Origin of the sequence: Bradyrhizobium sp. AUGA SZCCT0169, assembly GCF_018130085.1 — a bacterium.
GTDB lineage: Bacteria > Pseudomonadota > Alphaproteobacteria > Rhizobiales > Xanthobacteraceae > Bradyrhizobium.
In genome coordinates this window covers 105731-132652 of the sequence record NZ_JAFCMC010000014.1, presented here as the reverse complement: position 1 = coordinate 132652, position 26922 = coordinate 105731, and the positions used below count along the sequence as shown (strand labels likewise).

Annotated in this window: 24 protein-coding genes; 12 read left to right on the top strand and 12 right to left on the bottom strand. The window is 62.8% G+C overall.

Annotated elements, in window-relative coordinates; translation table 11 throughout:
• Window positions 1-283: 283 nt before the first annotated feature.
• Entirely contained in the window at window positions 284-841 is a 558-nt protein-coding gene (locus tag JQ609_RS18180; RefSeq protein ID WP_249128153.1) for a TMEM175 family protein, read from the top strand.
• Here the strand turns inward: JQ609_RS18180 and JQ609_RS18175 are convergent.
• On the bottom strand, window positions 838-1575 hold the full coding sequence (locus tag JQ609_RS18175; protein WP_212204813.1) for a 1-acyl-sn-glycerol-3-phosphate acyltransferase: 738 nt from the start codon (window positions 1573-1575) through the stop codon (window positions 838-840). The genes JQ609_RS18180 and JQ609_RS18175 overlap by 4 nt on opposite strands.
• Before the next feature lie 154 nt (window positions 1576-1729).
• Between JQ609_RS18175 and JQ609_RS18170 the strand changes: the two genes are divergently transcribed.
• Window positions 1730-2590 (top strand): alpha/beta fold hydrolase, encoded by an 861-nt coding sequence (locus tag JQ609_RS18170; protein ID WP_212295617.1) that lies wholly within the window; start codon window positions 1730-1732, stop codon window positions 2588-2590.
• A 205-nt stretch (window positions 2591-2795) separates the two neighbouring features.
• On the opposite strand, the gene JQ609_RS18165 is transcribed toward JQ609_RS18170, so the two are convergent.
• From JQ609_RS18165 to JQ609_RS18150, 4 genes are all read right to left on the bottom strand, one after another.
• Window positions 2796-4412 carry an ABC transporter ATP-binding protein gene (locus JQ609_RS18165; protein WP_212204811.1) on the bottom strand — a complete coding sequence of 539 codons (1617 nt, stop codon included), beginning with the start codon at window positions 4410-4412 and terminating at the stop codon, window positions 2796-2798.
• A gap of 1 nt (window position 4413) precedes the next feature.
• Entirely contained in the window at window positions 4414-5337 is a 924-nt protein-coding gene (locus JQ609_RS18160) for an ABC transporter permease (protein ID WP_212204809.1), read from the bottom strand.
• Entirely contained in the window at window positions 5337-6278 is a 942-nt protein-coding gene (locus tag JQ609_RS18155) for an ABC transporter permease (protein WP_212205015.1), read from the bottom strand. Before JQ609_RS18155 ends, JQ609_RS18160 begins: the two co-directional genes overlap by 1 nt.
• A gap of 61 nt (window positions 6279-6339) precedes the next feature.
• Window positions 6340-7920, bottom strand: a complete 1581-nt coding sequence (locus tag JQ609_RS18150; protein ID WP_249119465.1) for an ABC transporter substrate-binding protein — start codon at window positions 7918-7920, stop codon at window positions 6340-6342.
• A 391-nt stretch (window positions 7921-8311) separates the two neighbouring features.
• Between JQ609_RS18150 and JQ609_RS18145 the strand changes: the two genes are divergently transcribed.
• From JQ609_RS18145 to JQ609_RS18120, 6 genes are all read left to right on the top strand, one after another.
• On the top strand, window positions 8312-9442 hold the full coding sequence (locus JQ609_RS18145) for a M20/M25/M40 family metallo-hydrolase (RefSeq protein ID WP_212274399.1): 1131 nt from the start codon (window positions 8312-8314) through the stop codon (window positions 9440-9442).
• A gap of 261 nt (window positions 9443-9703) precedes the next feature.
• Window positions 9704-11233, top strand: a complete 1530-nt coding sequence (locus JQ609_RS18140) for a M81 family metallopeptidase (protein WP_212274398.1) — start codon at window positions 9704-9706, stop codon at window positions 11231-11233.
• Window positions 11234-11239: 6 nt separating this feature from the next.
• On the top strand, window positions 11240-12403 hold the full coding sequence (locus JQ609_RS18135) for a M20 aminoacylase family protein (RefSeq protein ID WP_212274397.1): 1164 nt from the start codon (window positions 11240-11242) through the stop codon (window positions 12401-12403).
• 6 nt (window positions 12404-12409) lie between these two features.
• Entirely contained in the window at window positions 12410-13831 is a 1422-nt protein-coding gene (locus tag JQ609_RS18130; protein ID WP_212204801.1) for an amidase, read from the top strand.
• A 184-nt stretch (window positions 13832-14015) separates the two neighbouring features.
• Window positions 14016-14906: a crotonase/enoyl-CoA hydratase family protein gene (locus JQ609_RS18125; RefSeq protein WP_192734048.1), complete on the top strand. Its 891-nt coding sequence runs from the start codon at window positions 14016-14018 to the stop codon at window positions 14904-14906.
• 94 nt (window positions 14907-15000) lie between these two features.
• Window positions 15001-15666: an alpha/beta fold hydrolase gene (locus JQ609_RS18120; RefSeq protein ID WP_249128133.1), complete on the top strand. Its 666-nt coding sequence runs from the start codon at window positions 15001-15003 to the stop codon at window positions 15664-15666.
• Between the two features lie 144 nt (window positions 15667-15810).
• Here the strand turns inward: JQ609_RS18120 and JQ609_RS18115 are convergent, their stop codons facing one another.
• The 3 genes from JQ609_RS18115 to JQ609_RS18105 form a co-directional block, all read right to left on the bottom strand.
• On the bottom strand, window positions 15811-16785 hold the full coding sequence (locus tag JQ609_RS18115; protein WP_212274395.1) for an NADPH:quinone oxidoreductase family protein: 975 nt from the start codon (window positions 16783-16785) through the stop codon (window positions 15811-15813).
• Window positions 16785-17405, bottom strand: a complete 621-nt coding sequence (locus JQ609_RS18110) for a 2-hydroxychromene-2-carboxylate isomerase (RefSeq protein ID WP_212274394.1) — start codon at window positions 17403-17405, stop codon at window positions 16785-16787. The genes JQ609_RS18115 and JQ609_RS18110 overlap by 1 nt, the downstream gene beginning before the upstream one ends.
• A gap of 176 nt (window positions 17406-17581) precedes the next feature.
• On the bottom strand, window positions 17582-18283 hold the full coding sequence (locus tag JQ609_RS18105) for a glutathione S-transferase N-terminal domain-containing protein (protein WP_212204775.1): 702 nt from the start codon (window positions 18281-18283) through the stop codon (window positions 17582-17584).
• 119 nt (window positions 18284-18402) lie between these two features.
• Here JQ609_RS18105 and JQ609_RS18100 point away from each other — a divergent pair, with 119 nt between their 5' ends.
• Window positions 18403-19425 carry a methionine synthase gene (locus JQ609_RS18100; RefSeq protein ID WP_212274393.1) on the top strand — a complete coding sequence of 341 codons (1023 nt, stop codon included), beginning with the start codon at window positions 18403-18405 and terminating at the stop codon, window positions 19423-19425.
• 122 nt (window positions 19426-19547) lie between these two features.
• Here JQ609_RS18100 and JQ609_RS18095 read toward each other — a convergent pair whose 3' ends face one another.
• From JQ609_RS18095 to JQ609_RS18085, 3 genes are all read right to left on the bottom strand, one after another.
• Window positions 19548-20174 carry a hypothetical protein gene (locus tag JQ609_RS18095; protein WP_212204764.1) on the bottom strand — a complete coding sequence of 209 codons (627 nt, stop codon included), beginning with the start codon at window positions 20172-20174 and terminating at the stop codon, window positions 19548-19550.
• A 73-nt stretch (window positions 20175-20247) separates the two neighbouring features.
• Window positions 20248-20763 (bottom strand): xanthine phosphoribosyltransferase, encoded by a 516-nt coding sequence (gpt, locus tag JQ609_RS18090; RefSeq protein ID WP_212274392.1) that lies wholly within the window; start codon window positions 20761-20763, stop codon window positions 20248-20250.
• Between the two features lie 73 nt (window positions 20764-20836).
• Window positions 20837-21568 carry a molybdopterin-binding protein gene (locus tag JQ609_RS18085; protein WP_212274391.1) on the bottom strand — a complete coding sequence of 244 codons (732 nt, stop codon included), beginning with the start codon at window positions 21566-21568 and terminating at the stop codon, window positions 20837-20839.
• Between the two features lie 222 nt (window positions 21569-21790).
• On the opposite strand from JQ609_RS18085, the gene JQ609_RS18080 reads away from it, so the two are divergent.
• From JQ609_RS18080 to JQ609_RS18070, 3 genes are all read left to right on the top strand, one after another.
• Window positions 21791-23209, top strand: coding sequence for a circularly permuted type 2 ATP-grasp protein (locus JQ609_RS18080; protein WP_212274390.1), 1419 nt, complete (start codon window positions 21791-21793; stop codon window positions 23207-23209).
• A gap of 2 nt (window positions 23210-23211) precedes the next feature.
• Entirely contained in the window at window positions 23212-24156 is a 945-nt protein-coding gene (locus JQ609_RS18075) for an alpha-E domain-containing protein (RefSeq protein ID WP_192734059.1), read from the top strand.
• Window positions 24157-24287: 131 nt separating this feature from the next.
• Window positions 24288-25124 carry a transglutaminase family protein gene (locus tag JQ609_RS18070; RefSeq protein ID WP_212204758.1) on the top strand — a complete coding sequence of 279 codons (837 nt, stop codon included), beginning with the start codon at window positions 24288-24290 and terminating at the stop codon, window positions 25122-25124.
• 150 nt (window positions 25125-25274) lie between these two features.
• Here JQ609_RS18070 and JQ609_RS18065 read toward each other — a convergent pair whose 3' ends face one another.
• Window positions 25275-26876, bottom strand: a complete 1602-nt coding sequence (locus JQ609_RS18065; protein WP_409411187.1) for an ABC transporter substrate-binding protein — start codon at window positions 26874-26876, stop codon at window positions 25275-25277.
• Window positions 26877-26922: the final 46 nt, after the last annotated feature.

Sequence of the window (26922 nt, the reverse complement as noted above, 5' to 3'; positions counted from 1 at the left end):
AGTCCAGACCACAAACGAGCTGGTATGCGTGAACACGCAGAAGCAAGGCGGCGAAAGCCGTAGCTGGTATGAAAATCCCTCGGTTCGAAAGGACTGTGCCGGTTCGAGTCCGGCCGCCCGCACCAATTGAGGTGCCGCAGATTTCTTCCTCGAAAGACCGAAAATTGTTTCGAATGCTGCTCGCCATTCCAGCGTTAAAGCTTCACACGGTTATAATTCGCTTGGACAGCATGAATTGATGGCGGTCGGGGGAGCGGCATTGCAGCAAACAAGCCTTTTCGAAATGCGCCGGCTGGAGATGCTGAGCAACACCATCTTCGGCGTTGCCATGACGCTGCTCGCCTACGACCTGCCGAAGGCCAACAGTTTCGCCAGCGCGCCGGCCTGGATCGACCTCGTTCGCGTCTATGCGCAACCGGTCATCGCGCTGGCGATCAGCTTCGTTGTCGCCGGCCTGTTCTGGTTCAGCCATCACCGGCGGCTCGCCGTGGCGCCGGAAGCCAGCCGCGGCGTGGTCTTCCTCAATCTGCTGTTTCTGCTGTCGATCATCATCCTGCCGGTGACGAACGGCCTCTACGGCAGCTATCGGCTCGACGGCGTGGTCGCCGTGATCTACGGGATGCATCTCGCTACGATCGCCACGCTGAACGGGCTGCTGTGGGTTATCGCCCTCAGGGGCCGCCGCGACATGCCATTGCGGGTGACGGTATTATTTCCGATTTTGGTGTTCGTCATCGGAACAGCCATCGCCACATTCTCCCCCAAGGTGGCGCAATTCATCTGGTGCCTGGCCTTTTTCTCGCCGATCGCAGGCTGGCTCGCCGAACGATGGTCGCGCTAACGAACGACCTTCGCGTCGGCCGCCTTGATCAATCGGCTCGCCTCTTCGGAAATTTGCCGCTCGACCTTCGCCTGAAACTCTTTCCGATCTAACCCCGGCGGAATCGGCGGCAGGTAGGACAGCGAAATGTTGCCGCTGTGAATCATCAGCGTCTTCTTGCCCCAGAACAATCCGGAATTATGCGCCGTCGGCAGCACCGGGATATCGAGATTGGTGTACAGCGCGGCGATGCCGGCCGCATGGAATGTCATGGGCTCGTCGACCGCCTGGCGCGTGCCTTGCGGAAATATCAAGACTTTGCGGCCTTCGCCGATCGCGGCCCTTGCTTCCGCGATCATTTGCTTGAGCGCCTGCCGGCCCGCCGACCGGTCGACCAGGATCATCGGATAGCGGTGAAGGAACCAGCCGACCACCGGGATATTGAGCAGTTCTTTCTTGGCGACGATGCTGGCATCGGGAAAAATCACGCAGAGCGCAACCGTCTCCCACAGCGATTGGTGATTACAGGCGATGATGCACGGGCCAATTGGAATGTTGTCGCGGCCTAGCTCCCTGTAATCCAGCCCCACCACGTATTTCAGAAGAAACACGATGCCGTGCGACCACAATTGTGACACCGCGCGAACCTTTGCGCTGCTCGCATCGAAAACCCACAACAGGGGTATCGCCGGCGACAGCACCAGCGTCCACAGCACCACCAACGCATCGAATGCGACCGATCTCAGATAATGCAACGATAATGTCCCTTGAGGCTTCTGCGATTGACGGGCCCCGAATACAGTACTTTTCGACCCTTGCATAATTCCGGACGGGCCCAGACGGCCGCCTGCCCCAAAGAAAATCCGTTTCGCCGTGGACCGGCCGGCATTGTCTATCTAGGATTGTCACGTGCCGGCCCTGGAACAGATCACCATCTCCCCGCGCCTCACCTTCGACGCCCTCGTCGCGGGCGAGGCCGGCGCGCCGCTGGTGTTGCTGCTGCACGGCTTTGCCGAATCGATGCATTGCTGGCGCGCCCAGGTTACGGCGCTCGGCGATATGGGATACCGCGCGATTGCGCCGAGCCAGCGCGGTTACTCTCCGGGCGCGCGGCCTAACCCGCGCGAGTTCTCGCACTACCTGATCGACCGCCTGATCGACGACGCGCTGGCCATCGCCGCGGCCTCGGGCTATGGCGAGGCGCGCTTTCACCTGGTCGGCCATGACTGGGGCGGCAGCATCGCTTGGGGATTGGCCGACCGTTGCCACGAGCGGCTGGCCTCCCTCAGCATTCTTTCGCGGCCCCATCCGAACGCGTTCAATCGCGCGCTGCACATGGCCGACGGCGAACAGGCTAGTCGCTCGCGGCACCACAAGGCGTTCCTCGAACCTGACGCCGCCGACATAGTGCTCGCCGACAACGCCAAATGGCTGCGCGATCGGCTCATTGCCAACGGCGTTCCCGCTGAGGCGATCGAACGGCATCTGGCCGTGCTCGGCAACAAGGACGCGATGGAAGCGGCGCTGGCCTGGTACCGCGCGCGCGGCGCGATCCGCGGGCCGCTCGGTCCGATCCGTGTACCGACGCTCTATATCTGGGGCGACGCCGACGACACCGTCGGCCGTATCGCCGCCGAAGGCACCCGCGATTTCGTCGCCGCGCCCTATCAATTCGAAGTCCTGCCCGGCGTCGGGCATTTCGCGGCCGATCAGACGCCGGAACGGGTCAGTGAATTATTGCTGGCGCATATCGCAGCGCACCCGGATTGATGGAACCTGATGCGCGCTAAAATGTTGTCCTGCAGCAATTGGAGCATGACGACATGGCCAGCGAACAACCTACCGAAAAATCTGATGCCACGGGATGCAAGCCGGCCAGGGATCCGCACTCGCCTTCGCCACGGCCGCAAATCCCGTCTCCGCTCTCGAACGACGGGCCAGAACTGCTGCGCGACAGCAACTGCTAGGAGAGCCATCAAGCGCTGGCGGCGAATTCCTGATGCCGGCCGGGCGCGGCGTCGAACAATGCCCTTGTATATTCGTGCTGGGGCGCGGCGAAGACCTCCGCCGTGGTGCCCTGTTCGACGATTACCCCGCGCTGCATGACCGCGATCCGGTCACAGACCTGGGCTGCAACGCGCAAATCATGGGTGATGAACAGCACCGCCAGATTGAACTTGCGACGCACCTCGTCCAGCAGCTTCAGCACCTGGTCCTGTACGGAGACGTCGAGCGCCGACACCGGCTCGTCACCAATCAGCAATTCAGGCTCCATCGCCAGCGCCCGCGCAATGCAGATCCTTTGGCGCTGGCCGCCGGAGAACTGGTGCGGGAAACGATCGATCGCGGCCGGAGGCAGGTGCACGATCGCCATCAGGTCGCGCGCACGCTGCAGCGCCTCCTTGCGGCTGACGCCAAAATTCATCGGCCCCTCGATGATCGCCTCACCGACCGTGCGGCGCGGATTGAGCGATCGATATGGGTCCTGGAAAATGAACTGGATGCGCCGGCGCATCGGGCGAAATTTCGTCTCGCGCATGGCCGCGATATCGACCCCGTCAATCTTGATGCCGCCACCGGAGGTTTCGACCAGCCGCGCGACGCAACGCGCCACCGTCGACTTGCCCGAACCGGACTCGCCGACAATGCCCAGCGTTTCGCCGCGACGGATCGTCAGCGAGACGTCCTTGACCGCGGCCACGACGCGCGCCTTCGGATTGAACAGCGATCGCTTGCCGTAGGTCTTGAACAGATTCTCGGTCTGCAAGACCACCGGACCGGTCACCGGAGATCGCTTCGGCGGCGTCATGCTCGGCACCGCGCGCAGCAGCATCCTGGTGTAGTCCTCGCGCGGATTGCGCAGCACCTCCTCGCAAGGGCCCTGCTCCACGATCCGGCCCATCTGCATCACCACGACGCGGTCGGCGATCTCGGAAACGACGCCGAAATCATGGGTGATGAACAGCACGCCGGTTTTGGTGCGCCCCTGCATCTCCCGCACGAGCTTGAGGATCTGCGCCTGCGTGGTGACGTCGAGCGCCGTCGTCGGCTCGTCCGCAATCAACAGAGCCGGGTCGAGCACCAATGCCGCCGCGATCATGATCCGCTGGCGCTGGCCGCCGGAGAGCTGGTGCGGATAGGCGTCGATCATCTGTTCGGGATCAGGCAGATGCACGGAACGCATGATCTCGAGCACGCGCGCACGCTGCTGCTTCGGATCGAGATCGGTGTGGATTTCCAGCACCTCGCGGATCTGATCCCCGACCCGCTCGACGGGGTTGAGCGCGGTCATCGGCTCCTGGAACACCATCGCCATGCGGGTGCCGCGGATCGCGCGCAGTTCGGCATCTGACTTGGCAAGCAGTTGATCGCCCTGCAGCCGGATCGAGCCGGTTTCGACCTGCATCGCGCCTTTCGGCAACAGGCCCATGACGGCCTGCGCAGTCACGGATTTGCCGGAGCCGGATTCGCCGACCACGCAAACGATCTCGTCGGCGTTGACGGCCAGGTTGATGCCCTGCACGGCGTGGGTCCGGTCGCCGCCCCTGATGACGACGGAAAGATCGGAAACTTCAAGGACCGTGTTGCTCACATCACACCCGCTTCGCCATCTTGGGATCGAGCGTGTCGCGCAGACCGTCACCGAGAACGTTGACGGCCAGAATGGTCAAGGCAAGGCACACGCCGGGATAGATGATGTTGTGCGGGAAGAGGCTGAACACCTCTCGCCCCGCGGCCATGATGTTGCCCCAGGTCGGCACTTCCGGCGGCACGCCGATGCCAAGGAAGGACAGGATGGCTTCGATGAGGATGGCGGAGGCGCAGATGAAGGTGCCCTGCACGATCATGGGCGCGATCGTGTTCGGCAGCACATGCCGCCACAGCAGTTTCGGGGTCGAAGTGCCGAGCGTCACCGCCGCCTCGACATAGGGCTCCTCGCGCACGCTGAGCACGATGGACCGCACGAGCCGGACCACGCCTGGAATCTGCGGAACCGTGATGGCGATGATGACCGTCCACACGCTGGAACGGAACAGCGACACCATGGCGATCGCCAGCAGAATGGCCGGGATCGCCATCAGGCCGTCCATGATCCGCATGATGATGGCGTCGAGAATGCGGAAGAAGCCGGCAAGCAGGCCGATGAACAGGCCGCAGGCGACGCTGATCAGCGCCACCGTGACGCCGACAAAGAGCGAAACGCGCGCGCCATAGACCACGCGGCTGTAGACGTCACGTCCGAGGCTGTCCGTGCCTAACTTGGCGATCATCTTGATGCGTTCGCCGGTGTCCGTGCGTATCGTGATTTCGGCGCCGGGAACCTTGTTTCGCGCGATCGGGCTGATCGCCGTCGGATCGATGGTTCCGAGCCAGGGTGCCAATAGCCCCATCAGCAATACGATCATGATGACGGTGCTGCCGAACATCACGCCCGGGTTGCGCAGCAATTTGCGATACGCGGCCGGCTTGGCCGGGCTCGCCGGCAGCACGGGTTCGAGGATGGTTGCGTCGGCCATCAGTAGCGAATCCTGGGATCGAGGATGGTGTAGAGCATGTCGACCGACAGGTTGATCATGACGTAGACGAATGAGAACAGCAGGATCACGGCCTGGATCGTCGGGTAGTCGCGCGCCAGCACCGCGTCAACCGTGAGCCGGCCGAGACCTGGAATCGTGAACACGCTTTCGGTAACGACCACGCCGCCGATCAGGAGCGCCACGCCAAGTCCGATCACCGTGACGATCGGGACGGCGGCATTGCGCAGCGCATGACGGAACAGCACCTTTCGCTCGGATTGTCCCTTGGCCCGCGCGGTGCGGATATAGTCTTCCGACAGCACTTCCAGCACGCTGGTGCGCGTCATGCGCGCGATCAGGGCGATATAAATCACCGACAAGGTCACCGACGGCAGGATCAGCCGCTGCACCCAGCCGCCGACCCCCTCCGAGATGCGCTGATAGCCCTGCACCGGCAGCCAGTTCAAATAGACCGCGAACAAATAGATCAGGAGGTAGCCGATCACGAACACGGGCACGGAAAATCCGAGCACCGAAAAGCCCATCACGATGCGGTCGATCCACGACCCGTGCCGGTGCGCGGCCAGCACGCCGAGCGGAACGGCGACAAACACCGCGATCAGGATCGTGAACAGCGCAAGCGACAAGGTCGGCTCGATCCGCTCGCCGATCAGCGCAGCCACCGTCTTCTTGAAGAAGAAGCTTTCGCCGAGATTGCCGGTCAACACCCGGCCCGACCAGATCACGAACTGCTCGATCATCGGCCGGTCGAGGCCGAGCTGGCTGCGGATCTGCGCCACCTGTTCGGTGGTGGCGTTGTCGCCGGCGATGATCGCCGCAGGATCCGAGGGGGTCAGCCGCAGCATCAGGAAGATGAAGACCGCAACCACCAGCATCACGGGGATCGTGCCGAGCAGACGCCGAAAGAGATAGCCGTACATCGACATGGAAGCGCGATCCTATAACCGAATGGGCGGCGGCGAACCGCCGCCCGTTGTCAACTTACTTCGTGATTTCCACGTTCCAGAGCACCGGCACCGGTGAAATCAGATACCCCTTGACGTTCTTGCGCATGGCAACGGGTTGAACGTACTCGCCGACTGGAATCTCCGGCGTGAACTCGATGACGCGTTGCTGTACCGCTTCGGCGATCGCTTTCTGCTTGGCCGGGTCGGTCTCGCGGGCAAAGTCGTCGCGCAGCTTCTCCAGCTTTTCGTCGCAGGGCCAGCCGAACGACGCCTTGTCGCAAGCCGCGTTCACATAGGCCGTGGAGATCGGGTTCATCACGTCGGCAGCGACCCAGGCCGTGAGGAAGGCGTTCCAGCCGCCCGCCTCCGGCGGGTCCTTCTTGGCACGGCGGGCGACCAGGGTCTGCCAATCCATCGACTGCATGTCGACCTTGAAGCCCGCCTTTTCCATCAGCGATTTCGCCACCGGAGCAAGGTTGGTCAGGGTCTTGAGGTCGGTGGAGTGCATCAGCATCACCGGCGTGCCGTCGTAGCCCGCCTCCTTCAGAAGCTCCTGGGCCTTCTTGGCGTTGGAGGTCAGCAGCCCGTCCATTCCCTTGGTGCTGGCGAAAGGCGTGTCGCAGATGAACAGCGCCTTGCACGGCCTGATGTAGTTCTCGTCACCGATGGTCGCCATCAGGAAATCTTCCTGATTGAAGGCGTACCACAACGCATGGCGGACTTTCGGATTGTCGAACGGCTTGTGCAGCGTGTTCGGCCTGAAGACGTATTGCAGCTTCGCCAACGGCGACACGACAATATTTACGTTCGGATCCTTCTTCAGGGTTGGAAGCAGGTCGTGGCTGGGCGCCTCGATGAAGTCGATCTCGCCCTTCGACAGCGCGTTGACCGTTTGCTGCGCGTCGGAAATGGCGCGCCACTCGACGCGATCGACCTTGGCGATCTTGCCGCCGGCAAGGCCCGAGGCCGGCTCGGAGCGCGGCTTGTACTTGTCGAACTTGACGTAAACCGTCTTGTCGCCGGGCTTCCACTCATCCTTGACCAAAACAAAGGGGCCGGATCCCGTAAAATCCTCGATCTGCTTGTTGGCGTCCGTTTCGGCGACGCGTTTGGGCATCATGAACGGCACGTTGGACGATGGTTTTGACAGGCCGAGCAGAACGAGGCCAGTCGGTTCCTTGAGCTTGATGGTAAAAGTTTTGGCATCGACGGCGTTAATGGAGTCGACGAAGGTCATCATTTTCTGACCGAGCGAGTCCTTGATCGCCCAGCGCTTGATCGAAGCGATGCAGTCTTCCGACGTCACCGGCTTGCCGTCGTGCCACAGCAGTCCGTCGCGCAGCGTGAAGGTATAGCCCTTGCCGTCCGCCGCGGCTTCGTACTTCTCGACCATCTGCGGCTTTACCTCACCCTTCTCGTCCTGGGCGAGAAGCGTGTCGTAAATCATGTAGCCGTGGTTACGGACGATGTAGGCCGTGGTCCAGATCGGATCCAGAATCTTCAGATCCGAGTGCATGACGACGCGCAAGGTAGTTTGGGCCGTCGCCGGCGACGCCACCGCTGTCAGGCTGCCAACGCAAGTCGCAGCAAGAATTACTTTTTTGAACGCATTCATTCCTTCACCTCCATTGTCGCTCGGCGCCCGAACGCTTTTCTTGTTCGGGCCCCCTGCCCGGTTTCTGACCGGACTATAGGGTCGATCTTGAGCTTCACAACACCCTTTTGGTCCGACGACAGGGATGACGCCGGCGTTCAGGTGGAAGTCGGGATAGCCCTCATCCGCATCTGGCTTGCGCTGGCCGCTGGGTGGCCCCTATCCGGCTACGCCAACACGCCTCCACAAAAATCTACAATCAAGAATGATGCCAGAATTCCCATTCCCCCGATCCGATACGGCGAAAGTCTGACGGCGGCATGTTTTCCCTTTACAAAATCGCCGCCGCTCCCTCTCGTACGGACCCATCGGCACCGAGCCCAAACATTCCGGCCGAACCGGGAGAACCCAGATGAATCCTGCCAACCTTCCCTTTGATTCCGAGACCATGCTGCAGGGGCTGCGGAGCTGGGTCGAATGCGAAAGCCCCACCTGGGACGCCGGCGCGGTCGACCGCATGCTCGATCTTGCAGCGCGGGAGATGGCCATCATGGGTGCGACCATCGAACGCATCGCCGGGCGGCAGGGCTTTGCCGGCTGCGTCCGAGCGCGCTTTCCCCACCCGAAACAGGGCGACCCCGGCATCCTGATCGCCGGCCATCTCGATACCGTCCATCCCGTCGGCACGCTGCAAAAGCTGGCGTGGCGGCGCGAGGGCAACAAGTGCTACGGCCCGGGCATCTTCGACATGAAGGGCGGCAACTACCTCAGCCTGGAGGCGATCCGGCAACTGGCGCGCGCCTCGTTCACGACGCCGCTGCCGATCACGGTACTGTTCACCCCGGACGAAGAGGTCGGCACGCCGTCGACCCGCGACATCATCGAGGCCGAAGCCGCCCGCAACAAGTATGTGCTGGTGCCCGAGCCGGGTCGCGCCAACAACGGCGTCGTCACCGGACGTTATGCGATTGCCCGGTTCAATCTCGAAGCGATCGGCAAGCCGAGCCATGCCGGCGCCACGCTCTCATCCGGCCGTTCCGCGATCCGCGAGATGGCACGCCAGATTATCGCCATCGACGGCATGACGACTGAAGATTGCACTTTTTCGGTCGGCATTGTGCATGGCGGCCAGTGGGTGAACTGCGTCGCTACCACCTGTACCGGCGAGGCGCTCAGCATGGCCAAGCGGCAAGCAGATCTCGATCGCGGCGTCGAGCGGATGCTCGCGCTTTCCGGGACCAGCAATGACGTCACGTTCAAGGTCACCCGTGGTGTGACCCGGCCGGTGTGGGAGCCCGACGCCGGCACGATGGCGCTCTACGAACAGGCGCGCGGCATTGCACAAGGCCTTGGTCTCGAACTCTCGCACGCCAGCGCCGGCGGCGGCTCCGACGGCAACTTTACCGGCGCGATGGGTATCCCAACCCTTGACGGCCTGGGAGTTCGCGGTGCCGACGCGCATACGCTCAACGAACATATCGAGATCGACAGTCTGGCCGAGCGCGGCCGGTTGATGGCGGGTCTGCTGGCGACATTGACGTAAGTTGTGTTTGGTCATTCCGGGGCGCGAAGCGAACTATGGTGCGCCCTTGCGCACCTGGGAATCTCGAGATTCCCCAATGCGCGTTGCGCATCTGAGGTTCGATGCTTCGCATCGCCCCGGAATGACGGAGCAAGCTAAGACGTTTTAACTCGCTCGCAATGGCGGATGGGGCGGCATGCAAAACGGAATTGCTCCACGGCTTGCGCTTGGCGCAGTGACACGCTTAACGTCCCCCACGAATGCACCGGTTGGGAAAACTTGATGACCCGCATCGCCGTTGGCGCCTTTCTGCACGAGACCAACACGTTCGCGCCGACCAAGGCGACCTATGACGATTTCGTTCATGGTGGCGGATGGCCGTCGATGGCGCATGGCGCCGACGTGCTCAAGGTGATGCGCAAGGTCAATATCGGCCTTGCCGGCTTTGTCGAAGCCGCCGAGGCCAATGGCTGGGAGCTGGTGCCGACGATCTCGGCGGCCGCTGTTCCATCGGCCCATGTCACCAAAGATGCCTTCGAACGCATCATGAAGGAAATGGTCGATGGCATCGCGGGCGCGGGGCCGATCGATGCCGTCTATCTCGACCTGCACGGCGCCATGGTCACTGAGCATTACGACGACGGCGAAGGCGAAACGCTTGCCCGGGTGCGCAAGGTGATCGGCAAGGACCTGCCGCTGGTCGTCAGCCTCGACCTCCATGCCAACGTCTCGCCCCAGATGATGGAACATGCGGATGCGCTCATCGCCTACCGCACCTACCCTCACGTCGACATGGCCGACACCGGCCGGGCCTGCGCAAACCATCTGGCGTTGATGCTCAAGACAAAGGCGCGCTACGCAAAAGCCTTCCGGCAATTGCCGTTCCTGATTCCGATCAGCTGGCAATGCACCAACGACCAGCCGACCAAAGGCATATATGAAAAGCTGGCGGCGCTGGAGAGCGCTTCAGTTCCGACGCTGTCATTCGCGCCCGGTTTTCCGGCCGCCGATTTCAGGGATTGTGGCCCCAGCGTATTCGCCTATGGCGCGACGCAGGCCGATGCGGATGCAGCCGCCGACAAACTGGCAGCGCTGGTCGAGAGTCACGAGGACGATTTCGACGGCCGCATCTATTCGCCCGACGACGGCGTGCGCCACGCCATGGAATTGGCCAAAAGCGCCAGCAAGCCGATCGTCATCGCCGACACCCAGGACAATCCCGGCGCCGGAGGCGATTCCGATACGACAGGCATGCTGCGTGCGCTGGTCCGCAACAAGGCGACGCGCGCGGCGACCGGCGTGATCTATGATCCCGAGTCAGCCAAGGCCGCGCATGCCGCGGGCGTCGGCGCCACCGTGACGCTTTCGCTCGGCGGCAAATCCGGCATCCCGGGCGACGCGCCGTATCAGGAAACGTTCGTCGTCGAAAAACTGTCGGACGGCAAGTTCGTGGCGTCCGGCCCCTATTATGGCGGCCGCGACATGGACATGGGACCGTCGGCGTGCCTGCGCATCGACGATGTCAGAGTGGTCGTGAGTTCCTACAAGGCGCAACTCGCCGACCAGGCGATGTACCGCTATGTCGGGATCGAGCCGACCGAACAGGCGATCCTGGTCAACAAGAGCTCGGTGCATTTCCGCGCTGATTTCGAGCCGATCGCCGAAAAACTGCTGATCTGCGCCGCGCCCGGTGCGATGCCGGCCGATACCGCCACCCTGCCCTGGACGCGGCTGCGTCCGGGTATCCGCATCAAGCCGAACGGCCCTGCTTTTGCGACTCCAGCCAAATCTCGTTCAACCGCAACCGGATAAACAGACATGCCCACCATCGAACGCATCGACGGCTATGCCGAAGAACTCACCGCGATCAGGCGCGATCTTCATGCGCATCCCGAGATCGGCTTCGAGGAGGTCCGCACGTCGGGCATCGTCGCCGACAAGCTGACGCAATGGGGCATCGAGGTGCATCGCGGCCTAGGCGGCACCGGCGTCGTCGGCGTGCTCAAGGGCAAGGGCAGCAGCGGCATGAAGATCGGCCTGCGCGCCGACATGGACGCGCTGCCGATGGAAGAGAACACCAATCTGCGCTGGCGCTCGACCATTCCCGGCCGCTTCCACGGCTGCGGCCATGACGGGCACACCACCATGCTGCTCGGCACCGCGCGCTATCTGGCCGAGACCAAAAACTTCGACGGTACGGTGCATTTCATCTTCCAGCCCGCCGAAGAAGGCCTCGGCGGCGCGCGCGCCATGATCAAGGATGGCCTGTTCCAGAAATTTCCCTGTGACGAGGTCTACGGGCTGCATAACGCGCCGGACCTGAACCATGGCGAGATCGCGATCCTGCCGGGCCCGGCGATGGCCGGCGCCGATTTCTTCGACATCACGATCGACGGCTATGGCGCTCATGGCGCGATGCCGGAACGTTCCAAGGACGCCGTGATCATCGCCACCACGCTGGCACAGGCGCTGCAGACCGTCGTCAGCCGCAATGTTCCCCCGCATCATCCGGCGGTGCTGTCGATCACGCAGATCCATGCCGGCTCGGCCTATAACGTCATTCCCGGCCAGGCCAAGCTGTGCGGCACGGTCCGCGCCTTCGATGACGGCGTGCGTGCGCTGATCCGCGAGCGCATGCGCGCGATCTGCGCCGGCATCGCGGCCGCGTTCCAGTGCGAGATCACTGCCGACATCCGCGACACCTTCAGCGTGCTGGTGAACCAGGAAGAGCAGTCGCGGATCGTTGAGGCGGTGGCGCGTACGGTGGTCGATCCGGACAAGGTGATCACCCGCACCGAGCCGAAGATGGGCAGCGAGGATTTCGCCGACATGATGCAGGCGGTGCCTGGCGCCTATTTCTGGGTCGGTCATGAAGGCTCGGTGCCCGTCCACAACCCTGGTTTCGTCCTCGACGACAAGATCCTGCCGATCGGCGCCAGCATGTTCGCGCGCATCGTCGAGACCCGCATGCCAGTAGGTTAGGTGCCCATGCATAAAACCAAAAAAGAAGAAGAGGTCACGTCGCTGCACGATCTCAGCGCCGTCGACCTTCTCGCCGGCTACCGTGCCAAGCAATTCTCGCCGTCCGAAGTGCTGGAGGAAGTGCTTGATCATGTCGCGGCCTGGGAGCCGCACATCAAGGCGCTCTATCTGCTCGATCCCGAGGGCGCCCGCGCCGTCGCCAAGGCCTCGACCGAACGCTGGCAGAAGGGCGAGCCCGTCGGCACGCTCGACGGTGTGCCCGTAACCATCAAGGACAATATCGCTACCAAGGACCAGCCGGTGCCGCTCGGCGCCGCCAGCGTCAAGCTGGTGCCTTCACCGAAGGACGCGCCGCCCGCCGCACGGCTGCGCGAAGCCGGCTCCATCATCTTCTCCAAAACGACGATGCCGGATTACGGCATGCTGTCGTCGGGCCTTTCGAGTTTCCATCCCCTCACCCGCAATCCCTGGGACCTCAGCAAGAACCCCGGCGGATCCTCTTCCGGCGCCGGTGCTGCGGGTGCGGCCGGTTACGGCCCGCTGCATCTTGGAACTGACATCGGCGGCTCGGTGCGGCTGCCGGCCTGCTGGTGCGGCCTGGTCGGGCTGAAGCCGAGCCTCGGACGCGTTCCGGTCGATCCCTTCTATGTCGGACGCGTCGCCGGGCCGATGACCCGCATCGTCGACGATGCGGCGCTGATGATGAGCGTACTGTCGCGTCCCGACCGGCGCGACGGCATGAGCCTGCCCGCGCATGAAATCGCCTGGAAGGCGCTCGACAAGTCGCCGCGCAAAGTGCGCATCGGTTTGATGCTCGATGCCGGCACCGGCCTGCCGCTGGAGAAGGAAGTACGCGAGGTCGCCGTCAAGGCCGCCAAGGCGTTCGAATCCGCCGGCGCGGTCGTTACCGAAATCGACGGCATATTGACGCGCGAGATGCTCGACGGGATCGACAATTTCTTTCGCGCGCGAAGCTGGGACGATATGTCCAGGCTGACGCCGGAGGAGCGCAGCAAGACGCTGCCTTACATCCTTCAATGGGCGGAGGCCGGCGCGAAGCTGTCAGGTCTTGATGTCATCAGGGGCTTCAACGCCACCATGGCGATCCGCACCGCCGCGGCAAAGCTGTTCTGCGATCTCGATTATGTGGTCTCCCCGGTTTCGCCGGTGGTGAACTTCCCGGCCGAGTTCGCTTCCCCGGTCAACGATCCCGAAAAACCGTTCGAGCACATCGCCTATACCGTGCCGTGGAATATGTCGGAGAACCCGGCCATCTCGATCAATGGCGGCTACGACAAAAAGGGCTTTCCGATCGGTGTGCAGATCGTGGGCCGGCGGTTCGACGATCTCGGCGTGCTCGGCATGGCCAAGGCGTTCGAAGGCCTGCGCGGCCCGCAAAAGCCGTGGCCGGCCCCGCCGAAGAAGTAATTATCCCTCAACGCCGTCATGGCCGGGCTTGACCCGGCCATCCACGTCTTGGCTACTGCCAAGGAAAGACTTGGATGCCCGGCACATAGGCGAGCAAAGCGACGCCGTCCTTCAGACGGCTATGGCCGGGCATGACGATGCGGATGAGCTAGACGAAAAAAACAATCTAGAGAGAGGACACCCCATGGCGTATGAGACCATCAAGTACGAGGTCGCCGAGCAGATTCTCACCATCACCCTGAACCGGCCCGACAAGCTCAACGCCTTCAACGGCACCATGCAGCAGGAATTGATCGACGCGTTCGACGCGGCCGACAAGGACGACAATGTCAGGGCCATCATCGTCACCGGCGCCGGCCGCGGCTTTTGCGCCGGCGCTGACCTTTCCTCCGGCGCCAACACGTTCGATCGCGACGCGCGGCGCGGGCCGGTGAAGCGGCTTGCGGATGGCACGGTCGATTACAGCGATCCGCAGGTGCGCGACGGCGGCGGACAGGTGACGCTGCGCATCTTCAAGTGCCTAAAACCCGTTATCGCGGCGGTGAATGGTCCCGCGGTCGGCATCGGCGTCACCATGCAGCTCGCGATGGATATCCGCATCGCTTCTGAAGCCGCGCGCTTCGGTTTTGTGTTCTCCCAGCGCGGCATCGTGCCGGAGGCCGCCTCGAGCTGGTTCCTGCCGCGCCTCGTCGGCATCGCCCAGGCACTGGAGTGGTGCTACACCGGCCGCGTCTTCCCGGCGCAGGAGGCCCTCGCCGGCCGCCTCGTCAGCAAGGTGGTGCCGCCGGACGATCTGCTGCCGACCGCCCGCGCACTCGCCAAGGAAATCGCCGCCAAGACCGCGCCGGTCTCGGTGGCGCTGATCCGCCAGATGATGTGGCGCATGATGGGCGCCGACGATCCGATGGAAGCCCACAAGGTCGACAGCCGCGGCATTTATGCCCGTGGACGCTCCGATGACGTCAGGGAGGGCGTGGTCTCGTTCCTGGAAAAGCGCCCGGCGCAATTCAAGAACAAGGTTTCATCTGATATGCCCGACTATTACCCGTGGTGGGACGAGCGGGAGTATAAGTGACCGCGCAGCGGTCATCCCGGGGCGCGAAGCGAACCCGGGATCTCGAGATTCCGGGTCTGGTCCTTCGGACCATCCCGGAATGACGGATCGCGAAATGACGGATGTTCAAGACTGCGTCGTCCTGTTGCATGGCATCAGCAGGACGGCCCTGTCATTCCGTAAAATGCAGACCGCGCTCGAGGCCGCCGATTTCGCCACGCTGAACATCGACTATCCCAGCCGCCATCACGCGCTGGAAGCGCTGGCTGAGCACATCCATCCCGCCGTCACACACTTAGCCGCTGGGATCGCAGGCCAACTTCATTTCGTCGGCCATTCGATGGGCGGCCTGCTGGCCCGCGTCTACCTTTCCAGATACCGGCCGGAGCGCCTCGGCCGCGTGGTGATGCTCGGCACGCCCAATGGCGGCAGCGAGATCGCCGATCGCCTGAAGAACGTATCGCTCTACCGCGGCTGGTTTGGACCCGCCGGCGAGCAACTCGTGACCCGGCGCGATGCCGCAACCGGCGCATTGTTTCCGCCGGTCGATTATCCCGTCGGCATCATCGCGGGAAACAAGTCGATCGATCCGACATCCTCATTGTTCCTGCCGAAGCCGCATGACGGCAGGGTATCGGTGGAGAACACCAAGCTTGACGGGATGGCGGATCATGTTGTGATCGCCACGGCGCATCCCTGGCTGCCGGGGAATCGTGTGGCGATTGCGCAGACGATTGCATTTCTGAGGGATGGAAGGTTCGACAGGCAAGAGAGCGGATGAGAAGGAGCCAACTCTCCTCGCGTCGTCCCGGCCTTGAGCCGGGACCCATAGCCACCGGCTTTAGTTTTGCGAAGAGCGTCTACCACTTTGCTTCCTCGCTACATCACGCGGTATGGGTCCCGGCTCAAGGCCGGGACGACGTAATCACCCCATCGTCAGCGCAACGCGACCGATCGCCTTGCGGTCGATCAACAGCCGCATCGCGCGCGCGTAGTCTTCCAGTGGCAGCCGGTGCGAAATGTTGGGGCGAATTTTTCCGGCTTCCGCCCACTCCGTCAGCGCCTTGATCCTGACCTCGCCGAGAACAGGATTTTTCCGCACCGCTTCGCCGGCGCGCACGCCGAGCACGCTCGCACCCTTGATCATCAGTAAATTGGTTTTGGCGAGCCCGATACCGCCGGTGAATCCGATGATCAAGAGCCGCGCGCCCCAGTTGATGCAGCGCATGGAGTTCTCGAACACCTCGCCGCCGACGGGATCAAACACGACATCCGCGCCCCGCCCGTCGGTGATGCGCTTGACCGCTTCGCGAAACGACTCCTGGTCGTAGCGCACCAGATGATCGGCGCCCCGCGCTTTGGCGATCGCAAGTTTTTCGTCACTCGACGCGGTCGCGATCACGATGGCCCCCAACATCTTGCCGATCTCGACCGCCGCTAGTCCCACGCCGCCACCGGCACCATGCACGAGCAGCACTTCACCCGGCTGCACCTGCCCGCGATCGATCAGCGCATGATAGGCGGTGCCGTGGCCGGCCAGGAACGTCGCGCCCTCCGCATAGTCGAAGGTCGAAGGTAACCGCACCAGATGGGCAGGCGTGGTTACGGCCTCGTCGCAATAAGCGCCATGGCGCATCTTGACGATCACCTTGTCACCGACCTTGACACCCGTTGCATCATTCACCTCGACGACATCGCCGGCGGCTTCAACGCCGGGCGTGAACGGCAATGGCGGTTTGAGCTGGTATTGACCGGCCGCCATCAGGATATCAGGAAAATTGATCCCGGCGGCGCGGATCGCAACACGCACCTGCCCCGGCGCCAACGGTGCCGAGTCGAACGTTTCCAGGCGCAGGCTTTCGGGCGGGCCGAGTTCGCGGCAGACGACGGCTTTCGGCATCAGGCCGCCTTCTCTTGCAGCCGCAGCACGGCTTCGCGGATCAGCGGCATGCGGTCGTTGCCAAAGTACATGTCTGATTTGCCGACGAAGATGGTCGGCGAACCAAAGCCGCCGCGCGCCATTACTTCGTCAGTGTTGACCTTGAGCTGGTCCTTGATTGCCTGCTCACCAATGCCGGCAAAGAACTTGACGTGGTCGACGCCGACGCTCTTGCAGACTTCCGTCAATACCGAGTCCTGCGAAATATCCTTGTCGCCGCCCCAATAGGTCTCGAACACGGCGCGCGCGAACGGCACCATGTGCTTTTCAGATTCGTTGCCCAGCCAGATGCAGCCGCGCATCGCCTTGACGCTGTTCACCGGAAACACCGTCGGCGGCATCTTGATCGCAAGCCCCGCGGAGCGCGCCCAGTCGGCAAGGTCCTTTTTCATGTAGCGCGCCTTCAGCGGCACCGGCGTCTCGCGCTGGGCGTAAACGCTGGGATTGACCGTGTTGAAGATGCCGCCGACCAGGATCGGCCGCCACGAAATCTCGACACCGAGCTCTTTTGCAAGTGGCTGGATGTTGTGGAAGGCGAGATAGGTCCAGGGACTGGAGCAGTCGAAGAAAAATTCGATCATGGCGTTTCCTTATTATTTATCGTGTTTGCCGCGTTATACATTCCCGTCACCCTGAGGTGCCGTCGCGCAGCGGCCGCCTCGAAGGGTGGAGGGCCCGTGCCTTCGCATCCTTCGAGGCTCGCAAGGGCTCGCACCTCCAGCGATAACGGCGAAGCCGTTACGCGGGATGACGTTACCTACTTCCGTCCAACCATCTCCTTCGCCTTCTGGCCGAACATGTTCTTCCGCGCTTCCTCGTCGAACGGTTCTTTCACGAACTTGCCGATCGCCAATCCCGCCTGCACCTGCGGCCGGGCCCGTACGACGGCGTACCAGCGCTTGATGTTCGGATAATCGTCGAGCGTAAAGCCCTGTGCCTTGTGGGTCATGGTCCAGGGAAAGCAGGCGATGTCGGCGATCGAATAATCGCCCGCGATATAGGCCCCGGTCTTGCCCAATTGCGTATCGAGTACCCGGTACAGCCGCGCCGCCTCATCCCGGTAGCGCTCGATCGCGTATGGGATCTTTTCCTGCGCATAGAGCGCGAAATGGCCGTGCTGGCCGAGCATCGGCCCGAGCCCACTCATCTGCCACATCACCCACTGCACCGCGTGGGAGCGGCCGCGCATGTCCGCAGGGAGAAAACGGCCGGTCTTTTCCGCGAGATAGATCAGGATCGCGCCGGTCTCGAACACCGAGAACGGCGCGCCGCCGTCGGCCGGCGCATGGTCGACGATGGCCGGAATGCGGTTGTTGGGACTGATCGCGAGGAACTCCGGCTTGAATTGCTCGCCGGCGCGGATGTTGACCGGGATCACGGTATAGGGGAGCCCGAGTTCCTCCAGCATGATCGAGATTTTCCAGCCATTGGGCGTCGGCGCGTAATGCAGGTCGATCATGGTTTCCCCAGCTGCCGGACCTGCCGGATTATTCCCGGCGAGAACGACTTTGTTGTTCTGTACGGCGATCATAAGACATGGCAGACAGGCGCTCAATCAGAACCACCCGGGAGGCTCCCATGCTGTTTCCAACGACGATCGCAGGCTCACTGCCGAAGCCGGAATGGCTGGCCGAGCCCAACACGCTGTGGGCACCCTGGAAATCCAAGGGCGACGAGCTCGCCCGCGCCAAGCGCGACGCTACCATGCTGGCGGTAAAACTGCAGGAGGATTGCGGCGTCGATATCGTCACCGAGGGCGAGCAGGCCCGCCAGCATTTCGTCCACGGCTTTCTGGAAAAAGTCGACGGCATCGATTTCGCCCACAAGGTCGAAATGGGCATCCGCAAGGACCGCTACAAGGCGATGGTGCCGCAGGTGGTGGCGCCGCTGACGCTGAAAGGCCGCGTCCACGCGGACGAGGCCCGCGTCGCTCGCAGCCATACCAAGCACAAGCTGAAATTCACCTTGCCCGGCCCGATGACGATCATCGACACCGTCGCCGACGGCCATTATGGCGACCGCGTCAAGATGGCGTTCGCCTTTGCCGAACTATTGAACGAGGAAGCCAAGGCGTTGCAGGCCGACGGCGTCGACATCATCCAGTTCGACGAGCCCGCCTTCAACGTGTTCATGGACGAGGTTTCGGACTGGGGCATCAAGGCGCTGGAGCGCGCCGCTGAGGGCCTGACCTGCGCCACCGCCGTGCACATCTGCTACGGCTACGGCATCAAGGCCAACACCGACTGGAAGGAAACCCTGGGCAAGGAGTGGCGGCAGTACGAGGAGATTTTCCCGGCGATCGCCAAAAGCTCGATCCAGCAGGTCGCGATCGAATGTCGCAATTCCAAGGTGCCGCTCGACTTGCTGGCGCTGCTCTCCGGCAAGATCGTCCAGGCCGGCGTGATCGATGTCGCCAGCGACACGGTCGAGACCGCCGAAGACGTCGTCAAGGTGATCGACGCGGTGTCGAAATTCGTGCCGAAGGCCAACATCGTCGCGACCACCAATTGCGGCATGGCGCCGATGCGCCGGGATATCGCGGAGGCGAAGCTGGCGGCGCTCGGGGCCGGAGCGAAACTGGCGCGGCAGCAATTGGGGTGAGCAGCGCTCCCAACCACCGTCATGGCCGGGCTTGACCCGGCCATCCATGTCTTTCTTCGATGAGCAAAGTAAGGCGTGGATGCCCGGCACAAGGCCGGGCATGACGAAGAATAGAGTCCGGCTCAATCCTTCAATTCACCCGCGCTGGGATGCAGCACCGGCCGATATCCGGCACCCATCGCACGCAGCGTCGACGGCGGCGTCAGCAGCATCGCGTCCTCGATCGCATGGCCCGCCTGTCGATATCCTGCCATCGACCATTGCAGCGCCCTGCCTTGCAGGACCAGAAAACTCTCCGCCCCCGCCTGCACCATCGCCCCATCAGGCAGCTTCTCAACCGACATCGGCAGCGCGTGCAGCCGCTTCTTGCCTTTCTCCAGCCGCTCCCGATGCAGCACGGCATCGATATCGCGCGCGAGGACGTTGGCGACGCCATTGCCCTCTTGCCACGCCGCACGAAACCGGTTGGCGTCATCGCGGCGGCAGAAGAAGCATGGACGGTGGCCGGCCGCGAACGCGGTCGCTTCATCGAGGAAGAACAGTTCGGTCCAGCTGCGCGCCCCCATCACCTGGCGCCGCCATCCCCTGAACTCGCAGACACAGGTGATCCACGCCGGGCTCGCCCAGCGCTTGTTCAGCAGCGTCTTCGTCAGGGGATCATGGATGATGCCCCGATTGCCGGTGAACAGGCCGCGGTGCGGATCGGCGATGATGTCGCCTGAGGGGGTGACGCGGTTTTGCAGCGGCATTGTGCGACCGCGAATGGCGTATAGCGAATGGTATGTCCCTATTCGCTACTCGCCATTCGCTATTCGCTCCCTACTACGCGCCGTCGCGGATCGGCGGCTGGAACGACAGCGCGGTGTCCCAGGGAAAGTGAATCCAGGTGTCCTGCGACACTTCGGTAATGAAGGTATCGACCAGCGGCTTGCCCTGTGGCTTGGCGTAAACAGCCGCGAAATGCGCCTCCGGCATCATCGAACGCACCAGCCGCCCGGTCTTGCCGGTATCGACGAGGTCGTCGACGATCAACAGGCCCTTGCCGGTGCCGCCGCCGAGTTTGGCCACGTCGGCCGAAACGCCCTTGAGGGCTTTCAGGTCGCCCTGTCTGGTGTGGTCGTAGCTTGCAATGCAGACGGTATCGATGATGCGGATGCCGAGTTCGCGCGCAACGATCGCGGCCGGCACCAGGCCGCCCCGGGTAATCGCAATGATGGCATGAAACGGCCCGACCTCGTTGAGCCGCCAGGTCAGCGCCCTGCAATCCCGGTGAAACTGATCCCACGACACCGGAAAGGCCTTCTCCGGCGGCGGAGTGACTTTTTCACTCGTCGTCATGAGGCGTCTTCAGAATAATTCGTCACTTGTACTCTCCCGCATTGAGGCTCGTCATCCGGAGCGCCGAACGGCGCTATCTCGGAATGTTCGCCAGCATCTCCTTTACCGCCGCCATCGCGGCGGCCAGCTTGTCGGGATCGCGCGAGCGGACCACCAGATTGGTGTTCGGCTTCTTGTCTTCGTCCTGGAACGGATAGCTGCCGATGATGGTGTCCGGGTGGGCGTTGGCGATCTCCCGCAAGGGGCCGCCGATGTCGCCTTCCCGCGCATTCGCCCGGACCGAATCCGACAGCATCCGCACGCCCGATTTCAGCTTCGGCGCGACGATGTCCATCATCGCCTGCATGATCGTGGGAATGCCGGCCATCACGATGACGTTGCCGAGCTTGAACCCGGGCGCCAGGATGGTCGCGCTCTGGATCAGTTCGGCGCCGTCGGGGACGCGGGCCATGCGCAAGCGCGCCTCGTTCAGATCCTGCTCGGTCCAGCGCTCGCGGAATCGGGCCACCACCTCGGGGTGATGATCGATGCCGACGCCGAACGCCTTGGCGACGCTGTCGGCGGTGATGTCGTCATGGGTCGGCCCGATGCCACCGGTGGTGAAGACGTAATCGTAGCGCTTTCGCAGTGCATCAAGGGCGGCGATGATGTCGGCCTCCTCGTCGGCAACGACGCGGACTTCCTTGAGGTCGATCCCGATATTGGTCAGGTACTCGGCGATAAAGCCGATGTTCTTGTCCTTGGTCCGGCCGGACAGGATCTCGTCACCAATGACCAGAATACCCGCTGTGACGATCTCACTCATTTCCAATCCTCGTCTTATCCCCTGACCTTGCGCATCCAACGCATTGAAGTCACGGGGCTTTGCTGCCGAAATAAGCACCCGGCAGCCGGTTTTTCAGGCAGCACGGGGAAACAACCCCATACCAAATGCCCCAGCCCATGCATATCGCGCTGGCCCGGCCCTTGCTACCATCCCGTGAAGTCATGCACTGTGTCGCATGGCTTCGAAAGATAGTCAGGATTTATGGCAGTCGCGTTTGATGAAATGAACGGTCCCGGCGGGGATCTCCGCCCCGCCTACCAGGAACTCTCCCGGTGGTTGAAGGAGACCCCTCCGGACGCCCTTGAATATCGCCGCCAGGAAGCGGAGCTGCTGTTCCGCCGGATCGGCATCACCTTCGCCGTTTATGGCGACGCCGAAGCCCAGGAGCGGCTGATCCCCTTCGACGTGATCCCAAGGATCATGTCGGCCAAGGAATGGACGGTGCTGGAAACGGGCCTCAAGCAGCGGGTCCGCGCGCTCAACATGTTCCTGCGCGACATCTATCACGGCCGCGACATCCTCCGCGCCAATATCATCCCCGACGATCTGATCTTCCAGAACCCGGTCTTCCGCCCCGAGATGAACGGCCAGGACGTCCCCCACGACGTCTACGTCCATATCGCCGGGATCGATATCGTCCGGGTCGACGCCGACAGTTTCATCGTGCTGGAGGACAACGCGCGCACCCCGTCCGGCGTGTCCTACATGCTGGAAAACCGCGAAATCATGATGCGGCTGTTTCCGGATTTGTTCGCCCGCCACCGCGTCGCACCGGTGGAAAAATACCCCGACGAGCTGCTGTCGGCGCTGCGCTCGGTGGCGCCGCTCTCCGCTTCCGCCGAGCCTGTGGTCGCGCTGATGACGCCCGGCGTCTACAATTCAGCCTACTACGAGCACTCGTTCCTGGCCGACAAGCTCGGCATTGAGCTGGTCGAGGGCCGCGACCTCATCGTCAAGAACGACGAGGTGTTCATGCGCACCACCGAGGGGCTCAAACGCGTCGACGTGATCTACCGCCGCGTCGACGACGACTTTCTCGATCCCCTGACCTTCCGCCCGGATTCGGCGCTCGGCGTGCCCGGGCTGATGTCGGCCTATGCGGCCGGCAACGTCACGCTGGCCAACGCGGTCGGCACCGGCATCGCCGATGACAAGGCGGTCTATTCCTACATGCCGGACATCGTGAAATTCTATCTCGGCGAAGAGCCGATCCTGAAGAACGTGCCGACCTGGCGCTGCCGCGAGCCGAAGGACCTCGCCTACGTGCTCGACAACCTCGGGGATCTCGTGGTCAAGGAAGTGCACGGCTCGGGCGGCTACGGCATGCTGATCGGCCCCGCCGCCACCAAGGCGACCATCGAGGCGTTCCGCGACAAGCTCAAGCGCGAGCCGGAGGGTTTTATCGCGCAGCCGACGCTGGCGCTGTCGACCTGCCCGACCTGCACCGCATCGGGCCTCGCGCCGCGCCATGTCGATCTCAGGCCGTTCGTGCTGACCGGGCGCGATCACGTCACCATCGTGCCGGGCGGGCTGACCCGCGTGGCGCTGAAGGAAGGCTCGCTCGTGGTCAATTCGAGCCAGGGCGGCGGCACCAAGGACACCTGGATTCTGGACGAATAGAGATGCTGTCGCGCACCGCCGAAAACCTGTACTGGCTGGCCCGCTATGTCGAGCGCGCGGAATATCTCGCGCGCACCATCGATGCGACGTTGCGCGTGACCGCCCTTCCCGCCGCCTACATCGGCAAGACCAATGAATGGGATTCGGCGCTGTTGACCGCCGGCGTCAGCGCCAGCTTCTATGAGGCGTATCAGGAAGCCAACGAGCAGAACGTCGTCGAATATCTGGCGTTCTCACCATCGAACCCCTCCTCGATCAAGAACTGCATCGAGGCAGCGCGGCTTAACTCCCGCTCGGTACGCACCGCGCTGACGAGCGAGATGTGGGACACCATCAATTCGGCCTGGATTGAGCTGCAGGAGGTGTGGGGCAAAGGCACGTCGAGCCGCGAGGAACTCGCAAAATTCCTCCGCTTCGTGCAGGAGACATCGCTCCGCTTCGACGGCTCGGCCTACCGGACCATGCTGCGCAACGACGCCTACTGGTTCTCGCGGCTCGGGCTGCATCTGGAGCGCGCCGACAACACCGCCCGCATTCTCGACGTGAAATATCACGTGCTGCTGCCCGAGGAGGAGCATGTCGGCGGTCCGCTCGACTACTATCAGTGGACCTCGATCCTGCGCTCGGTGTCGGCGCTGACGGCCTATCACTGGGTCTATCGCGAGACGCTAAAGCCCTGGCTGATCGCTGATTTGCTGATCCTCAACGATACGCTGCCGCGCTCGCTGGCAAGCTGCTACAGCAATCTGGTGCGGAACCTCGACCAGATCGGCGTCGCCTATGGCCGCCAGGGCGCCTCTCAGCGCCACGCCCGCGGCGTCCGCAACCGGCTTGAACACAGCCATATGGACGATATCTTCCAGCATGGCGTCCATGAATTCATCCAGGAATTCATTGCTGATAACGCAAGGCTGGGTGAGATCATCACGAAGCAGTATCTGATTTGATACATTGTTCGTCATGCCCGGGCTTGACCCGGGCATCCATCAGGAATTGATGGTCCTCCTGAGAAGATGGATGGCCGGGTCAAGCCCGGCCATGACGAGCAAACAACTCCAGCTACGTTTTCGGTACCACCATGCGCCTGCGAATTGCCCACACCACCAGCTATCGTTATGAGCCCCCCGCCTCGGGCGTGATCCAGATCCTGCGGATGACGCCCGGCAGCCATGACGGGCAGTACGTCGCCGAGTGGCAGATCGACGTCTCCACCGATTCCCGGCTCGACATGCACCAGGACGCGTTCGGCAATGTCACGCATGTTCTGACCCACGGGCCGCTCGCCGACCTCACCATCAATGTCGAGGGCCTGATCGAGACCCACGACACCGGCGGCGTGCTGCGCGGCACCGACGAGCGTTTCCCGCCGAGCCTGTTCCTGCGCTCGACGTCGCTCACCGAAGTCAACCCGGCGATGGCGACCTTTGCCCGCGAGATGCGTTCGGAATCCGGCGACGATGTGCTCGGCTTCCTGCATGCGCTGATGGTGCAGATCAACGAGCACATGACGTTCGACGAGGACCCGACCAACAGCGGCACCTCGGCGGCGGAAGCCTTCGCGCTCAAGCGCGGCGTGTGCCAGGACTACGCGCATATCTTCATCGCCTGCGCGCGTTCGGGCGGCGTGCCGGCACGGTTTGTCTCCGGGCATTTCCTGCGCTCCGACGGCACCGTCAACCAGCAGGCCGGCCATGCCTGGGCGGAAGCCTTCGTGCCTGATCTGGGCTGGGTCGGCTTCGACGCCGCCAACGGCATCTGCACCACAGATGCCCACGCCCGCATTGCGATCGGCCTCGATTATCTCGGAGCGGCCCCCGTCCGCGGCACCCGCTATGGCGGCGGCAACGAGACGCTGACGGTCGCGGTCAAGGTCGAGCAGGCCGGGCGATCAGGGCAATGGCAGAGCCAGTCGTAGGGAACGACGCCCTCACCGTCATTGCCTGCGACAAACGCGAAGCGTTTGCGCAAGGAGCGCTTGCGACGAAGCAATCCATACTTGCTTTGCCGCACGATGGATTGCTTCGCTTCGCTCGCAATGACGTGGATAGTCCCCGCCCCGGATATTTTATTTATCCAGCCACACATCCTCAAACCGCAGATTGTTGTACTGGCTGTTGTCGTGCGGCTTGAAGTTCTTCACATGCGGCTGCCAGCAATTGCCGGCCGATGAGTGCAGGATGATCGGGCGCGCGGCGTCGTCGACCAGGATGCGCTCGATATCCCAGACGATCTTCCTGCGCTTCTCCTTGTCGAGTTCGCGCGATTGCGCCGCCAGCAGCTTGTCGACTTCGGCGTTGCAGTACTGGGTATAGTTGCGTTCGGACTTGCATGAATAGTTCTCGACGATGTTGCCGTCGGGATCGTCGACGCTGACGCCGGTGACGTTCAATCCGATCGTAAAATCCTTTTTCGCCAGCCGCGCATACCATCGCGGGGTGTCGAGGATGTCGAGTTCGCCTGTTATGTAAATCTTCTTGAGCTGGTCGGCCAGGATGACCGCGGGGTCACGGTAGGTCGGCAGGTTCCGGGTCTGGATCTTGATCGGCAGCGGCTTGGCGTCGCTGTAGCCGAGCTTCTGCATGATCGCCTGCGCTTCGGCGATGTTCCTGGCGGTGTCAGGGCCGTAACCCATCAGCGACGACACCATTTCCGGCGACATGCCCCATTCGCCCTCGGGCTTTGCCAGCATCGCGCCGCCGAGCCGCGCGTTGCCTTCCATCAGGATGGTATTGAAGGCCTTGCGATCGAGCGCCAGCGACATCGCCTTGCGAATGTCGGGATTGTCGAACGGCGGGTTGACACGATTGACCAGCAGATTGATTTGCGTGCCGGTGCCGGTCATCTCGCAGATCGCGTTCGGTGCCCGCGCCTTGATGTCCTTCAGCAGGGGAACGCTGACGTCGGAGGGAAAGGTGATGTCGTAGTCGCCGGTCGAGAAGGCCAGCATCCGCGTGGCGCGGTTGTCGATCGTGCGCACCGTGATCTCGTCGAGATAGGGCCGGTCCTTCTTGAAGTAATCCGGATTGCGCACGACGTGCATGGACTCGCCGCGCTTGAACTCGACGAACTTGAACGGTCCGGTGCCGATGGGCTTGCTTCGCATCACCACCTGCGGCACGTGACAGGGATAGACGGCTGAAAACGCGCTCGCCAGCAGCACCGGCAGGCTCGGCTGCGGCTCGCTCAATTCGAACGTCGCCTCATGGTCGCCATTGATGCTGACGTCCTGCAGCTTGGTGTACCAGACCTTGCGCGGGTTGCGCCTGAAATCCTGCGTCTCGGTTTTGCCGATCAGCATTCGCCATGTGCACTGCACGTCTTTCGCCGTGAAAGGTTGGCCGTCGTGCCACTTCACGCCCTGCCGCAGCCTGAAGGTCAGTTTTGTGTTGGTGGCGTCCCAGGACCAGCTTTCGGCCAGATCAGGGATCACGGTCTCCATGCTCTCGTGCGGCTTGGCCGGATCGAACACGACCAGATTGTTGAACACCGCCGCAAACGGCAGCACCGAGGCGATGGTCGCCTCTTCAAGCAGTGACGTCGAGGGCGGATTGTCGTTGTGATAGAGCCGGAGCGTGCCGCCTTTTTTCTGCGCGGCCGCCGGGCTTGCGGCGCAGAGCGCGATGCACAAGAGAATCGGGGAAGCGAGTTTCAACCTGCCGGAGCAAATGGCGCGCAATTCCGCCTCCCAGAATGTTTTCTTTTTTCTTTAGAGC

Coding starts and splice junctions, on each gene's coding strand:
- JQ609_RS18155 (WP_212205015.1), bottom strand. CDS start 6,278: ATGTACGGCTATCTCTTTCGGCGTCTGCTCGGCACGATCCCCGTGATG.
- JQ609_RS18075 (WP_192734059.1), top strand. CDS start 23,212: ATGCTGTCGCGCACCGCCGAAAACCTGTACTGGCTGGCCCGCTATGTC.
- JQ609_RS18070 (WP_212204758.1), top strand. CDS start 24,288: ATGCGCCTGCGAATTGCCCACACCACCAGCTATCGTTATGAGCCCCCC.
- JQ609_RS18105 (WP_212204775.1), bottom strand. CDS start 18,283: ATGATCGACCTGCATTACGCGCCGACGCCCAATGGCTGGAAAATCTCG.
- JQ609_RS18120 (WP_249128133.1), top strand. CDS start 15,001: ATGACGGATGTTCAAGACTGCGTCGTCCTGTTGCATGGCATCAGCAGG.
- JQ609_RS18150 (WP_249119465.1), bottom strand. CDS start 7,920: ATGAATGCGTTCAAAAAAGTAATTCTTGCTGCGACTTGCGTTGGCAGC.
- JQ609_RS18110 (WP_212274394.1), bottom strand. CDS start 17,405: ATGATCGAATTTTTCTTCGACTGCTCCAGTCCCTGGACCTATCTCGCC.
- JQ609_RS18115 (WP_212274395.1), bottom strand. CDS start 16,785: ATGCCGAAAGCCGTCGTCTGCCGCGAACTCGGCCCGCCCGAAAGCCTG.
- JQ609_RS18085 (WP_212274391.1), bottom strand. CDS start 21,568: ATGAGTGAGATCGTCACAGCGGGTATTCTGGTCATTGGTGACGAGATC.
- JQ609_RS18160 (WP_212204809.1), bottom strand. CDS start 5,337: ATGGCCGACGCAACCATCCTCGAACCCGTGCTGCCGGCGAGCCCGGCC.
- JQ609_RS18145 (WP_212274399.1), top strand. CDS start 8,312: ATGAATCCTGCCAACCTTCCCTTTGATTCCGAGACCATGCTGCAGGGG.
- JQ609_RS18095 (WP_212204764.1), bottom strand. CDS start 20,174: ATGCCGCTGCAAAACCGCGTCACCCCCTCAGGCGACATCATCGCCGAT.
- JQ609_RS18140 (WP_212274398.1), top strand. CDS start 9,704: ATGACCCGCATCGCCGTTGGCGCCTTTCTGCACGAGACCAACACGTTC.
- gpt (WP_212274392.1), bottom strand. CDS start 20,763: ATGACGACGAGTGAAAAAGTCACTCCGCCGCCGGAGAAGGCCTTTCCG.
- JQ609_RS18080 (WP_212274390.1), top strand. CDS start 21,791: ATGGCAGTCGCGTTTGATGAAATGAACGGTCCCGGCGGGGATCTCCGC.
- JQ609_RS18180 (WP_249128153.1), top strand. CDS start 284: ATGCGCCGGCTGGAGATGCTGAGCAACACCATCTTCGGCGTTGCCATG.
- JQ609_RS18100 (WP_212274393.1), top strand. CDS start 18,403: ATGCTGTTTCCAACGACGATCGCAGGCTCACTGCCGAAGCCGGAATGG.
- JQ609_RS18135 (WP_212274397.1), top strand. CDS start 11,240: ATGCCCACCATCGAACGCATCGACGGCTATGCCGAAGAACTCACCGCG.
- JQ609_RS18130 (WP_212204801.1), top strand. CDS start 12,410: ATGCATAAAACCAAAAAAGAAGAAGAGGTCACGTCGCTGCACGATCTC.
- JQ609_RS18125 (WP_192734048.1), top strand. CDS start 14,016: ATGGCGTATGAGACCATCAAGTACGAGGTCGCCGAGCAGATTCTCACC.